12 protein-coding genes are annotated in these 12,566 nt (G+C 67.7%); 10 read left to right on the top strand and 2 right to left on the bottom strand.

Going from position 1 to position 12,566, the window contains the following annotated elements; genetic code table 11:
* Window positions 1-79 precede the first annotated feature (79 nt).
* The 9 genes from ACQP06_RS26255 to ACQP06_RS26215 all read left to right on the top strand — a co-directional run bounded on the left by ACQP06_RS26255 (window position 80) and on the right by ACQP06_RS26215 (window position 9,963).
* Window positions 80-616 carry a VOC family protein gene (locus tag ACQP06_RS26255; protein WP_433667086.1) on the top strand — a complete coding sequence of 179 codons (537 nt, stop codon included), beginning with the start codon at window positions 80-82 and terminating at the stop codon, window positions 614-616.
* 33 nt (window positions 617-649) lie between these two features.
* Window positions 650-1,159 carry a carboxymuconolactone decarboxylase family protein gene (locus ACQP06_RS26250; protein ID WP_433667085.1) on the top strand — a complete coding sequence of 170 codons (510 nt, stop codon included), beginning with the start codon at window positions 650-652 and terminating at the stop codon, window positions 1,157-1,159.
* A gap of 111 nt (window positions 1,160-1,270) precedes the next feature.
* Entirely contained in the window at window positions 1,271-2,647 is a 1,377-nt protein-coding gene (locus ACQP06_RS26245; protein ID WP_433667084.1) for an MFS transporter, read from the top strand.
* Window positions 2,637-3,056: a MarR family winged helix-turn-helix transcriptional regulator gene (locus tag ACQP06_RS26240; RefSeq protein ID WP_379276687.1), complete on the top strand. Its 420-nt coding sequence runs from the start codon at window positions 2,637-2,639 to the stop codon at window positions 3,054-3,056. Before ACQP06_RS26245 ends, ACQP06_RS26240 begins: the two co-directional genes overlap by 11 nt.
* A gap of 36 nt (window positions 3,057-3,092) precedes the next feature.
* Window positions 3,093-3,893 carry an N-acetylmuramoyl-L-alanine amidase gene (locus ACQP06_RS26235; protein ID WP_433667083.1) on the top strand — a complete coding sequence of 267 codons (801 nt, stop codon included), beginning with the start codon at window positions 3,093-3,095 and terminating at the stop codon, window positions 3,891-3,893.
* Window positions 3,894-4,016: 123 nt separating this feature from the next.
* Complete coding sequence (locus ACQP06_RS26230; RefSeq protein WP_433667082.1) at window positions 4,017-5,972, top strand: amino acid transporter; 1,956 nt, start codon at window positions 4,017-4,019, stop codon at window positions 5,970-5,972.
* A gap of 96 nt (window positions 5,973-6,068) precedes the next feature.
* Window positions 6,069-6,974, top strand: a complete 906-nt coding sequence (locus ACQP06_RS26225; RefSeq protein WP_404204261.1) for a metal-dependent hydrolase — start codon at window positions 6,069-6,071, stop codon at window positions 6,972-6,974.
* Window positions 6,975-7,047: 73 nt separating this feature from the next.
* Window positions 7,048-8,175, top strand: coding sequence for a PDR/VanB family oxidoreductase (locus tag ACQP06_RS26220; RefSeq protein ID WP_433667081.1), 1,128 nt, complete (start codon window positions 7,048-7,050; stop codon window positions 8,173-8,175).
* Window positions 8,176-8,199: 24 nt separating this feature from the next.
* Complete coding sequence (locus tag ACQP06_RS26215; RefSeq protein WP_433667080.1) at window positions 8,200-9,963, top strand: SDR family oxidoreductase; 1,764 nt, start codon at window positions 8,200-8,202, stop codon at window positions 9,961-9,963.
* Window positions 9,964-10,339: 376 nt separating this feature from the next.
* Here ACQP06_RS26215 and ACQP06_RS26210 read toward each other — a convergent pair whose 3' ends face one another.
* Window positions 10,340-10,825 carry a hypothetical protein gene (locus ACQP06_RS26210; protein WP_433667079.1) on the bottom strand — a complete coding sequence of 162 codons (486 nt, stop codon included), beginning with the start codon at window positions 10,823-10,825 and terminating at the stop codon, window positions 10,340-10,342.
* Between the two features lie 132 nt (window positions 10,826-10,957).
* Here ACQP06_RS26210 and ACQP06_RS26205 point away from each other — a divergent pair, with 132 nt between their 5' ends.
* Window positions 10,958-11,308, top strand: a complete 351-nt coding sequence (locus ACQP06_RS26205; protein ID WP_433667078.1) for a hypothetical protein — start codon at window positions 10,958-10,960, stop codon at window positions 11,306-11,308.
* A gap of 82 nt (window positions 11,309-11,390) precedes the next feature.
* Here the strand turns inward: ACQP06_RS26205 and ACQP06_RS26200 are convergent, their stop codons facing one another.
* Window positions 11,391-12,428: a TerC/Alx family metal homeostasis membrane protein gene (locus tag ACQP06_RS26200; RefSeq protein WP_433667077.1), complete on the bottom strand. Its 1,038-nt coding sequence runs from the start codon at window positions 12,426-12,428 to the stop codon at window positions 11,391-11,393.
* Window positions 12,429-12,566 lie beyond the last annotated feature (138 nt).

Raw genomic sequence — 12,566 nt, 5'->3', positions numbered from 1 at the left:
GCCGAACGCACGTCAGCAAATGCTACGGCTCCGCGCACCCGCGGAACCGTATCGACCACAGAGAGAAAGCAGCAATGCTATGAGCAGGATCTTCGGAAACATCACCCAGATGGGTTACGTCGTACACGACATCAACGCCGAGATGCGGCGGTGGCTCGCCCACGGCGTCGGCCCCTGGTTCTATGTCCACGACGTACAGACCGACTACTTCACCCACCGCGGCAGCGAATCACCGATGAAAATGAGTGTCGCCCTTGCCAATTCCGGCGATGTTCAGATCGAGCTGATCCAGCCCCGCAACGACGCGCCCTCGCTGTATCGGGAGTTCCTCGAATCCGGTCGTGAGGGACTGCAGCACATCGCCTATTGGACCGAGGACTACCAGGGTCTTTACGACAAGGCGCTGTCGCTGGGTTACGAGGTGGGCCACGAAGGGGCGATCGGCGGTGAGCAGGGCCGCTTCGCCTACTTCGACACCGAGAAGACCTTCGGCCACATCATCGAGATCTCCGACATCAGCGGCCCCAAAGGCCAGTTCTTCCGCTACATCCGGGAAGTCGCCGCCACCTGGGACGGCAGCGAACCCATCCGCGGCGACGTCGACAAGCTCGCCTGACCACAGACCGGCCCCGACCAAGAAGAGGCTCCCATGACCACCATCGACTACCCAGACTCCGCCACCCTGCCCACCGCAGTACAAGAAGCGCTGACCACCCACTCGGCCAACATCTACCGCATGATCGGTCACTCCCACGGCATGGCGGTGAGCTTTCTGAACATGGCCGATGCGATGCTGCAAACCAACTCGGTGCCCTTCCAGCTGCGGGAGTTGGCGATCCTTCGCGTGGGCCACGCGTACGAAGCCGCCTACGAACTGCACCACCACGAAAGGTTCGCTCGCGCAGTCGGACTCAGCGAGGACGCGATCGCGGCGGCGGCCACCGGCGACGGCGATGCCCTCAGCGCGGAGGAATCCGCCGTGCTGCGCTGGACCGACAAGCTTCTGCAGGAGCACACACTCGACGTAGCCACCCGGGCCGAGGCGCTCGAGTTGTTCACCGTCACCGAACTGGCCGACTTCGTGCTCACCGTTGGCTTCTACCAGCTGGTCTGCAACTTCCTCAACGCCTTCGACATCACTACGGAAGGCGAACACTGAGGCACCACCCACCGGAACAGTCCGTCGCAACGACGGTTGGCCATGCCGGTGTGACCGGGGCCACTGCGCGAGACCTTGCGTCCGGAACGATTGTGATTTCACAATGGTTGTGTGCTTACAACTGTTGAGGAGCTCGACGCGCGGCGTAAGAAGATCATCCTGGTCACCTGCTGCCTGAGCCTGCTGATTTCGTCCATGGACGCCACGATCGTGAATGTCGCCATCCCCACCATTCGCGACGATCTCGGCGCGCCGCTGTCGCGGTTGCAGTGGATCGTCGACGTCTACACGCTGACGCTGGCCAGCCTGCTCATGCTCTCCGGCGCGGCCGCGGACCGGTTCGGGCGCAAGCGGGTGTTCCGGATCGGGCTGCTCACCTTCGCGGCCGGATCGCTGCTGTGCAGCCTGGCGCCCAGCATCGAGGTCCTCATCGGCGCGCGGTTCGTGCAGGCCGTCGGCGGGTCCATGCTGAATCCCGTTGCCATGTCGATCATTACGACCACCTTCACGGGGCGGGTGGAGCGGGCGCGGGCGGTCGGGGTGTGGGGCGCGGTGGTCGGCATCTCGACCGCGCTCGGGCCCATGGTCGGCGGCGTGCTCATCGACAGCCTGGGCTGGCAGTCGGTGTTCTGGATCAATCTGCCGATCGTGGCGGTGGCGTTCGCGCTCACCACGATCTTCGTGCCCGAGTCGAAGTCGGCCAATCCGCGCGGCATGGATCCGATCGGGCAGGTGCTCGCGATCGCCGTGCTGTTCACCCTGGTGTTCGGGCTGATCGAGGGCAAGCCCGCGGTGTTCGTGATCGCGGCGGCGGCCCTGGCCGGATTCCTGTGGCATGAGTCGCGGCACCGGTCGCCGTTCATCGACCTGCGCTTCTTCCGCAGCTTCCCGTTCTCCTCGGCCACCGTGATCGCGGTCTGCTCGTTCGCCGCGCTGGGCGCGTTCCTGTTCAGCATGTCGATGTATCTGCAAGGGACGCGGCACTTCTCGGCCGTGCACACCGGCCTGCTGTACCTGCCGATGGCGCTGGGCATGCTGTTCTTCTCGCCGCTGTCGGGACGACTGGTGGGCCGCTACGGCACCCGGCCGTCACTGCTGGCCTCCGGATCCCTGATGGGCGTGGCCGCGGTCCTGCTCACCCTGCTGCGCGCCGACACCCCGATCTGGCAGCTGGTCGTCACATTCACCCTGTTCGGCATCGGATTCGGCATGGTCAACGCGCCCATCACCACCACCGCGGTCAGCGGGATGCCGCTCGATCGGGCCGGGGCGGCCGCGGCGGTGGCCTCCACCAGCCGCCAGGTCGGCGTGAGTCTCGGTGTGGCACTGTGTGGTGCGCTCACCGGCGCGGGATTGTGGTGGACCATCAGCGGATTCGCCGTGGCCGTCACCGCGCTCGGCGTCGCCGCCAATACCGACTGGGCGTACCGTTCGCGAGATCGGATCGCGCCCCTGCTGGAACAGAAGGTCCCCGTTCATGCCGGATGACACGCCCACCACCGACCAGGTCTGGCGGCAGCTCACTCACCTGGTGATGGACACCCGCGACGGCTGGAAGCGCGCGGTGACCGAGCGAACCGGCATGCCCTTCAGCCGGATCCGGGTGCTGCGGCGGCTGCGGCCCGGACCGCTCAGCGCCAAGGACCTGGCCCGCGCGGCCGCCATGGACGCGCCCGCCACCACGGTCGTGGTCAACGACCTCGAGGAGCGCGGACTGGTGACCCGCGAGATCGATCCGACCAACCGGCGCAGCAAGCTGATCTCGCTCACCGACGCCGGCGAGCGGGTGGTGGCCGACGCGCTCGCCACACCCGACCCCGCGCCCGCGGAATTGGCCGGCCTCACCCCGGCCGACCTGCGCACTCTCCACGAGATCCTGCGCAAACTCGAACACTGACTTACGGGTTCGTGATTCAACCGTTATCGTCGAAGCGTGCGACACCGACACTGGAAGTCCATGGCGGCACTCTGCGGCGCGCTGTTGGTTGCGGGCTGCGTGCAGAGCCAAGCCGTCCCGGTCTCGCAGTCGCGCCCGGCGCAGGACGCCCCCGCGAAAGCGGATCTGCCTGCCCTCCCGATCCTTCCGATCGCCAACCGGACCGTGGTGATCGACCCCGGCCACAATGGCGGCGGCGCGGCCCACGCCGACGAGATCAATGCCAAGGTGCCCGACGGGCGCGGCGGCATGAAGCCCTGCAACACCACCGGCACCAGCGGTGACGACGGCTACACCGAGCACGAATTCAATTGGGCGGTGGCCCAGCTGGTGCGCGATCAGCTCACCGCCCGCGGCTTCCAGGTGATCATGAGCCGCGACAGCGACACCGGCGTCGGCCCGTGCGTGAACGACCGCGGCACCCTCGGCAATCGGGTCGGGGCGGCGGCCGTGGTGTCGATCCACGCCGACGGCGCGCCGGCCGGGGCGCACGGCTTCCACGTCGCCTACTCCTCGCCCGCGCTCAACGACGCCCAGTCCGGGCCGTCGGTGCAGCTGGCCACCCGGCTGCGCGACACCCTGTCCGGGGCGGGCTTCACGCCCTCGACCTACGTCGGCTCCGACGGCATGAACCCGCGGCCCGACCTGGCCGGGCTGAACTTCTCCGAGCGGCCGACCGCCCTCGTCGAATGCGGCAACATGCGAGATCCCGGCGATGCCGCCCTGATCGAATCCCCGGACGGCCGTGCCCGATTCGCGCGGGCCATCGCCGACGCCATCGCGGCCTATCTCGGCTAGCACATTCCCCTGATCGACTCACGGCGCGGGCTCTGACCGTGCCCGGTTTGCCGTGAGTACATTCATCACGTCATTTCGGAAGATTTACGGGAAACCGGACCGCAGCGATCCGGGGAGGACTCCTTGACCACGACCGATGTACGGCCGCGCTCGCGCTTCGCGAACTGGCTATTGGAAGACGCGGGGGAACACCACTCGCAGATTCCGGGCCCGATGGCGAAGAAGCCGCCCAAGGAGCATCAGCACTCCTGGTGGAAGGTGATGTGCCTGACCGGTGTCGACTACTTCTCGACACTCGGATATCAGCCGGGCATCGCGGCGCTGGCCGCGGGCGTGCTGTCCCCGCTCGCGACCATCGTGCTGGTCGCGCTGACGCTGCTGGGTGCGCTGCCGGTGTACCGGCGGGTGGCCAAGGAGAGCCACGAGGGCGGCGGCTCCATCGCCATGTTCGCCAATTTCCTGCCCAACTGGTGGGGCAAGATCTTCATCCTGGTGCTGCTGGGCTTCGCGGCCACCGACTTCACCATCACCATGACGCTGTCGGCCGCGGACGGCGCGGCGCACATCGTCGAGAACCCGTACGTGCCCGAGTGGCTGGCCGACCAGAACATGACCATCACCCTGGTCCTGCTGGCATTGCTGGCGGCGGTGTTCCTCAAGGGCTTCAGCGAGGCCATCGGCATCGCGGTCGGACTGGTCGGCGTGTATCTGTCGCTGAACCTGGTGGTGGCCGTGGTCGGCATCGTCAAGGTGCTGGAGGCCCCGCATCTGGTGACCGACTGGTCGCATCTGCTGACGGCCAAGCACGGCAATATCTTCGCGATGATCGGCGTCGCGCTGCTGGTGTTCCCCAAGCTGGCGCTGGGCCTGTCCGGCTTCGAGACCGGCGTCGCGGTCATGCCGCAGATCAAGGGCAATCCGGCCGACCCCAAGGACTTTCCGCGCACCCGCATCATCGGCACCCGCAAGCTGCTGACCACGGCCGCGGTCATCATGAGCGGGTTCCTCATCGTCACCAGCTTCATCACCACCATCCTGATTCCGGAGAAGGAGTTCCAGGAGGGCGGGCAGGCCAATGGGCGGGCGCTCGCGTATCTGGCGCACGAGCATCTGGGCAACGCGTTCGGCACCGTCTACGACATCAGCACCATCGCGATCCTGTGGTTCGCGGGCGCGTCGGCCATGGCGGGCCTGCTGAACCTGGTCCCGCGCTACCTCCCGCGCTTCGGTATGGCTCCCGAGTGGGCGCGTCAGATCCGGCCGCTGACCCTGGTTTTCGCGCTCATCGCCTTCGGGATCACCTGGTACTTCGACGCCAGCGTGGACCAGCAGGGCGCGGCGTACGCGACCGGTGTGCTCGTGCTGATCACCTCCGCGGCGGTGGCGGTGACCATTTCGGCGTGGCGCAAGCAGCAGTACTCGCGAGTGCTGGGCTTCGGGGTGGTGTCGCTGATCTTCGTGTACACCACCATCGACAACATCATCGAGAAGCCCGAAGGTCTGCACCTCGCCATCCTGTTCGTGCTGGCGACCCTGGTGGTGTCGTTCGCCTCGCGCATCCGCCGGGCGTTCGAGCTGCGGGCCGTCGAGGTGATCTTCGACGAGAAGGCCTGCGCGGTGATCGACCAGCTGGCCGAGCGCGGCGAGATCCGCATCGTCACCCACGACATCACCGACGGGCGCTCGCCCGAGGAGTACCGGGAGAAGGAGGCCGACCAGCGCCGGGAGAGCCACATTCCCGACAGCGAGCCCATCCTCTTCCTCGAGGTCATCGTGAAGGACCCCTCGGAGTTCAGCACCACGCTGCACGTGACCGAGGTGGATGTGGAGGACTACCACATCCTGACCGTCGAGGCCGCGGCCGTGCCGAACTGCATCGCGTCCATCCTGATCGCCATCCGGGACCGGACCGGGGAGTGCCCGCACGTCTACTTCGAATGGACCGAGGGGAACCCGCTCGCCAATCTGGTGCGGTTCGTGTTCTTCGGTGAGGGCGAGGTCGCGCCGGTGACCCGGGAGATCCTGCGCCGGGCCATCCCGCGGCGGTCGCAGCGCCCGCACGTGCACGTCGATAGCTGATCGGGGCGAAAAAATCTAGGTGTAACTCCTGGTTTCATACATAGGTAGAATGTTGCTACGCTCACGCAGCAAATCGCTACGAGACCAGGAGTACCGATGAAGCTACTTCCGAAGCTGGGCCGCCGAGAGGTGACCGAACCCGGAGAGGTAGCCCTGCACGCCCGCAATGTCCGGTTCGATTGGTCGAAGACCGAACCGGTCTGGATGAAGCAGGAACCGATCGCCTCGCACGTCCTCAATGCCCTGAGCATGCTGCTGCCCGAGGGCGAGCGCATGTTCCTGGTGACCTTCGGCGAAGCCCTCGAACTGGTCAAGGACGAGAAGCTGCGCGAGGCCATGATCGGGTTCATCGGCCAGGAGTCCATGCACGCCGAGAGCCACCACGGGGCGCTCGAGGAGGTGCTGGCCGCGCACGGCATCGATGTCGAGCCGTACGTGCGGCAGGCCGAGTTCCTGTTCCGCAAGACCCTGGGTCCGCGGGAACTGGGCACCACGGCCGCCCAGCAGCAGCAACTCGTCGAACGGCTCGGTGTGATCGCCGCGCTCGAGCACTTCTTCGCCTTCCTCGGCGACTGGGTGATCAACGCCGACCTCGAGCAGTTCGACGCCGACCCGCAGATGCTGGACCTGTTCCGCTGGCACGGCGCCGAAGAGGTCGAGCACCGCATGGTCGCCCACGACGTCGCCGAGTACTTCGAGATCGGCTACGTGCGCCGCGGCGCGCTCATGCTGATGGTCTTCCCGATCTTCATCGCGCTGCTGTTGCGCGGCACCAAGTTCCTGGTGCACGCCGACCCCGCGCTGCCCAACCACCGCTATCCCATGCTGGTCGCCCGGATCTTCGCGGCCATGTGGCGCGGCTCGGTGCCCGGCATCCCGTCGCTGCTGATCAGCGCGCTGTCCACGTTCAAGCCCGGCTACAGCCCCGAAGGCGTGGGGTCCACCGCGCAGGCCGTGGCCTACCTGGCGCAATCCCCGGCCGCGCGCGTGATGGCCTCGTGAACGAGCGGAGCGAGCGAACCATGGACACAGCGCGCTTCGCGCACGCCGGAGCCAAGCGCAGCGAGGTGCAGGCGTGAGCGCCGCGATCCGGCCCGTTCCCGTCACACCGCCGCAGGATCTGTTCGGCAAGGGGCGTGCCGACCGCACCACCCGGGTCCTGGACTTCATCGCCGAGAGTCGTTTGCGCTGGAGCACTTTCGTCAACCGGTACGAGCCCGATGTGCGGGTCGACTCGTGGCGGATTCCGCTGGTGGTCGTCGAACGCCGGGTAGAGGCGCACGACACCGACGTGATCAGCCTGCTGATGACCGCCCCCGACGGGCGCGAACTGCCCGCCTGGCGGCCCGGCGCGCACCTGGATCTGGAACTGCCCTCGGGCAAGGTCCGCCAGTACTCGCTGTGCGGTGACCCGGCTGATCGGCACGCGTATCGCGTTGCGGTGCGGCGTATTCCGGACGGCAACGGCGGCTCGCTCGAGGTGCACGACCAGGTGCGGGTCGGCACCACGATCACCGTGCGCGGGCCGCGCAACGCCTTCCCGTTCGTGCTGCCCGGCTACGGATCCTCCGCCGCGCGAGTGCATTTCGTGGCGGGCGGCATCGGGATCACGCCGATCCTGCCGATGATCCGGATGGCCGATCGGCTCGGCGTCGACTGGACCATGGTGTACGCCGGGCGGTCCCGCGACACCATTCCGTTCCTGTCCGAGGTGGAGTCGTTCGGGGCGCGGGTCACCGTGCGCACCGACGACGAGCACGGTGTCCCCACCGCCGCGGACCTGCTGCCCGGCGTCGGGCCCGACACCTCCGTCTATTGCTGCGGCCCGGTCGTCATGACCCAGGTCATCGCCGACACCGTGCGCACAATGACATTCAACGGCATGCCTGGCGTGGAACTGTATTCCGAACGGTTCTCGCCGCCGCCGGTGGTGAACGGCACCGCCTTCCAGGTGGAGCTGGCCCGCACCGGTGAGGTGCTCGACGTGCCCGCCGACAAGTCGGTGCTCGAGGAAGTGCTGAAAGCCCGTCCGGACAGCTCGTATTCGTGCCGTCAGGGCTTCTGCCGCACCTGCGTGGTGCGGGTGCGTTCCGGCGAGGTCGACCACCGCGACACCGTGCTCACCGATGCCGAGCGCGCGGCCGGCGACATGCTCATCTGTGTATCCCGTTGCGGCGGGGACCGTTTGGTGCTGGACCTCTAGCACCGTCTCAACGAGGAGAAGATCGTGACCGAAGCCACCGTCATCCCCGCCGCCGAGCGCCGGGTGCGCTCGGGCGAATTCGATATCGCCGTCTACGAATACGGCGAGCCGTCCGCCGAAACCGTTGTGCTGGTTCACGGTTGGCCCGACGACAACCACCTGTGGGACCGGGTCGTGCCGTTGCTCGCCGACCGCTTCCACGTCGTCACCTACGACACCCGCGGCCACGGCCGCTCCACCCGCACCGACCGCACCGAGGACTTCCGGCTCGAGCACTTCGCGGCCGACTTCTTCGCCGTCGCCGACGCGGTGAGTCCCGATGCGCCCGTGCACATCCTGGCCCACGACTGGGGTTCGGTGCAGATGTGGGAGGCCGTGTGCGAGCCGCAGGCCGTCGGCCGGGTCGCGTCCTTCACCTCGGTGTCCGGACCCAACCTCGACCACCTGGGCGCCTGGGTGCGCTCGCGCATGTCGCAGGGCAAGGTGTGGGGGCCGTTCACCCAGCTGCTGTCCTCGCTGTACACCGGTCTGTTCATGACGCCGGGCGTGCCGCGGGTGGTGCTCAAGCCGCTGGGCACCGAGAAGATGTGGTCGCGCTTCGTCGGTCTGATGAACGAGACCTCGCCGGAGAACATCAAGCTGGGACCGGAGTTCCGGCGCGACTTCTTCGACGGCATGCGCATCTATCGCGCCAATATCCTGCAGCGCCTGGGTGATCCGCGCGAACGCCGCACCGAGGTGCCGGTGCAGCTGGTCATCGCGCGCCGGGATGTGGCGGTGCGGCCCGCCGGCTACGCCGACACCAAGGAGTACGCGCCCAACCTGTACCGCCGCGAGGTCGGCGGCGGGCACTGGCTGCCGTTCTCGCACCCGGAACTGCTGGCCACCTCCACCATCGAGCTCATCGACTCGCTCCGCACCGGGGACACCCCGCGCACCCTGCGCCGGGCCGAGGTCGGTTCGGAGCAGCGGCCTTTCGATCACCAGCTGCTGGTGATCACCGGTGGCGGCAGCGGCATCGGCCGCGAGACCGCTCTGGCTTTCGCCCGCAAGGGCGCCGAGGTTGTGCTGTCCGACATCAACCTGGACTCCGCCAAGGAGACCGCGGACCTCATCGCGGGGATCGGCGGTGTCGCGCACGCCTACCAGCTCGACGTGTCCGACGCCGAGGCCGTCGCCGAGCACGCGAACGCGGTCATCGCCGCGCACGGTGTGCCCGACATCCTGATCAACAATGCCGGCATCGGCGCCGCGGGCGACTTCTTCGACACCTCCGCGGCGGAATTCAACCGGGTTCTCGATATCAACCTGCACGGTGTCATCAACGGCTGCCGCGCGTTCGGCAAGGCCATGGCCGACCGCGGCCTCGGCGGCAATATTGTCAACCTCTCGTCGATGGCCGCCTACACCCCGCAGCGTGGCTTCGCCGCGTACTCCACCTCCAAGTCCGCGGTCTTCATGTTCTCCGACTGCCTGCGCGCCGAACTGGCGGGCCAGGGGATCGGTGTGCAGACCATCTGCCCAGGAATCGTGCATACGAATATCGTTGCCAACACACGGTTCTCGGGCGTTTCCGCCGAGGAGGAAGCCGCCAAGCAGCAGCGCTACGACAAGCTGTACGCGGCCCGCCGCTACGGCCCGGAGAAGGTCGCCGACCAGATCGTCAAGGCCGTCGAGAACGGTCGCGACGTGGTGCCGGTGACCCCGGAGGCGTGGCTGCAGTATCGCTTCAACCGCTTCGCCCCGGCCGTCGCCCGCTTCTTCGCGGCGCGGGTCAAACTGACGTAGGGAATACCCATTCTTCGAGGGGCTCACACCGGTGCTGAGCCCCTCGAAGAATGCGCTTGTCGCACCCGCCCTCCCCGCGTAGCTTTCGGCTCAGCCTCGTAGCCACAGGGGCCGCGAGACGGGGGAGGAGGCCGACGATGTTCGCGATCGGATTCGTCGTAGTCATCATCGTTTTCACGCTGGTCACCGTGGCGGTGATCACCAACCGGGCTGACCGCGATCCAGCGCGGGGCAGGCGCAGCAGGAGCTGGGACTCCGGCTCCGGCGGTGACTCGGGCGACAGCGGAGGCGGCCACCACGGTTGCGGGGGCGGGCACAGCGGGTGTGGCGGCGGCAGCAGCTGCGGCGGTGGTGGGTGCGGCGGAGGCGGCGGGAACTAGCCCGCCCGCAACGCCGCCTCGATCGAGTGGACCCGCTCGGTGGGGATACCCCACGGATGGTCCACTCCTACAAAGCTGTCCAGGTTCCACAGCACGCAGTCCTCGCCCGGTCGCGCCACGAACGACCATGCGACCACGGTGCGTCCCAACTGCTCCGCCATCGGGTCCCCGGATCCCGAGCCCTCCCCGTCCGGGAAGTGGTGCAGGAATCGCCCGTACGCGTCATCACACAGGCGCGCATACCGTTTCGTGCACAGGATGAGTCCGTGCCAGGCCTCGTCCACCGCATGCGACGGCATCCCGATCACTCGATCGTCGCGCATGGCCGCTCCGCAGCATCGCAACCACTGCCGTAAACCGGTCTCCACCAGTTCCCGTGGCTGCCACGGGCAGGTCTTGAACACCGCCTCCGGAATCTCCAGCGCGTCGACCACCCGATTGACCTGTTCGATGCTCGGACGCCGAGAACGGTTCAGCAACATGGCTACACGCTACGTCGAATACCGCGACTGGGCAGGGCCCGATAAATAGGTTGGTCGAAGCGATTCTCCCGGCGTATTTTTCGGCTGTATCTCGCGGTCACGGCTGCCGCGAGACGGGGGAGGAGGCCGGCGATGATCGGCACCATAATTTCCGTGATCCTGTGTATCGGCTTCGTGAGCGCGCTGAGTTACGGGCTCATCGAGGGCATCCGGTCCGATCTCGAGGTGAAGCGCCGAAGGGAGCGATGGCGGGCCGGGGGAGGCTGGGCCGGTGGCTCGGCCTACAGCGGCGGTTCGGTGAACAGCAGCGGCGGTGTGATCAACTGCGGCGCGGGCGGTGATCCCGGTGGCAGCAGTGGCTGCGGCGGCGGGCACAGCGGGTGCGGCGGTGGCAGCGGCTGCGGTGGCGGAGGCTGCGGCGGTGGTGGAGGCGGAGGGGGTTGCGGCGGTGGCGGCGGCGGGTGCGGTGGCGGCGGCGGTTAGCCGCGCGTCCACCGCCCGATCGACTGGATCGAGCGGTGGACGCGGGAACCGGTTCAGCGGCATCGGGTTACGCCGCGGTGGCTCACCGCGGGTCGGCTACGGGTTCGTTCTCCTCGCCGCGGGTGGAGTAGATGCTGGTGAGGGTGACGGTCGTCAGCACCACCACGATCACCACCAGGGAGGCGGCGGTGGGGATGGTCGGGACGCCGCTCCAGATGCCGTGGGCCCAGTGCAGGACCAGCTTCACGCCGATGAAGGCGAGGATGGCGGCCAGGCCGTACGCCAGGTGCACCAGGCGGGACAGGGCGGCGTGCAGGACGAAATACAGTGCGCGCAGGCCCAGTAGCGCGAAGGCGTTGGTGGCGAAGACCAGGAACGGGTCGCCGGTGACGCCGTACACCGCGGGGACCGAGTCGACGGCGAAGACGATGTCGGTGGCCATGACCGCGGCCACGACCAGGGCGAGCGGGGTCAGGACGCGGCGGAACTTGCCGGGCTTGTCCGGGTCGGCTTCCTTCACCGTCATCTTGGTGCCGCGGTAGTCGTCGGTGACCGGCCAGATGCGGCGCAGCAGCTGCACCGACTTCATGTTGGCGACGTCGAGTTCCTGCTCGTGTCCGCCGGCCGCGTCGGCCAGCAGCTTCAGCGCGGTGACCAGCAGGATCAGGCCGAACAGCAGGAACGCCCAGTCCAGGGTGGCCAGGGCGGCCGCGCCCAGGGCGATGAAGATGCCGCGCAGCACCAGCGCGCCCGCGATGCCGTACAGCAGTACCCGCTGCGCCAGCGCCGCCGGGACCGCGAACGCCGACAGCAGCAGCATGAAGATGAACAGGTTGTCCACCGACAGCGACTTCTCCAGCAGATAGCCGGTGAAGAACTCCACCGCCGGGGTGCCGCCGTTGTTGAACCACAGGAACACGCCGAACGCGACCGGCAGGGCGATGTAGAAGACCGTCCAGCCGATGGCCTCCCGCATGGAGACCTCGTGCGGGCGGCGGGTGAGCGTGAAATCGAGAACCAGCAGCGCCAGCACCGCGGCGATCGTTCCACCCCACAACCAGGGGGTTCCGATGCTGTCGATGACGGGCGTAGCGGCTAGGAGAGTGGGGGTAGCACTCATGGGACCTCCTCGGACATGGCAAACCAGCCGAGGTCTCCTTCACCCGCGGATACCGTGGGCAACCACCCGGGGGACGCGACGGCGCGGCCCGTACTGACCGGAATGGCTCGTGGGAAGTACTCCCCTCTAGCCAGCAGG

The sequence above is a fragment of the Nocardia sp. CA-136227 genome, assembly GCF_050955695.1.
In the GTDB taxonomy this organism is placed as follows: domain Bacteria; phylum Actinomycetota; class Actinomycetes; order Mycobacteriales; family Mycobacteriaceae; genus Nocardia.
The sequence above is the reverse complement of the archived record's forward strand: the minus strand, read 5'-3'. Positions and strand labels throughout refer to the sequence as shown.

Coding starts and splice junctions, on each gene's coding strand:
- ACQP06_RS26250 (WP_433667085.1), top strand. CDS start 650: ATGACCACCATCGACTACCCAGACTCCGCCACCCTGCCCACCGCAGTA.
- ACQP06_RS26225 (WP_404204261.1), top strand. CDS start 6,069: ATGAAGCTACTTCCGAAGCTGGGCCGCCGAGAGGTGACCGAACCCGGA.
- ACQP06_RS26240 (WP_379276687.1), top strand. CDS start 2,637: ATGCCGGATGACACGCCCACCACCGACCAGGTCTGGCGGCAGCTCACT.
- ACQP06_RS26200 (WP_433667077.1), bottom strand. CDS start 12,428: ATGAGTGCTACCCCCACTCTCCTAGCCGCTACGCCCGTCATCGACAGC.
- ACQP06_RS26210 (WP_433667079.1), bottom strand. CDS start 10,825: ATGTTGCTGAACCGTTCTCGGCGTCCGAGCATCGAACAGGTCAATCGG.
- ACQP06_RS26255 (WP_433667086.1), top strand. CDS start 80: ATGAGCAGGATCTTCGGAAACATCACCCAGATGGGTTACGTCGTACAC.
- ACQP06_RS26205 (WP_433667078.1), top strand. CDS start 10,958: ATGATCGGCACCATAATTTCCGTGATCCTGTGTATCGGCTTCGTGAGC.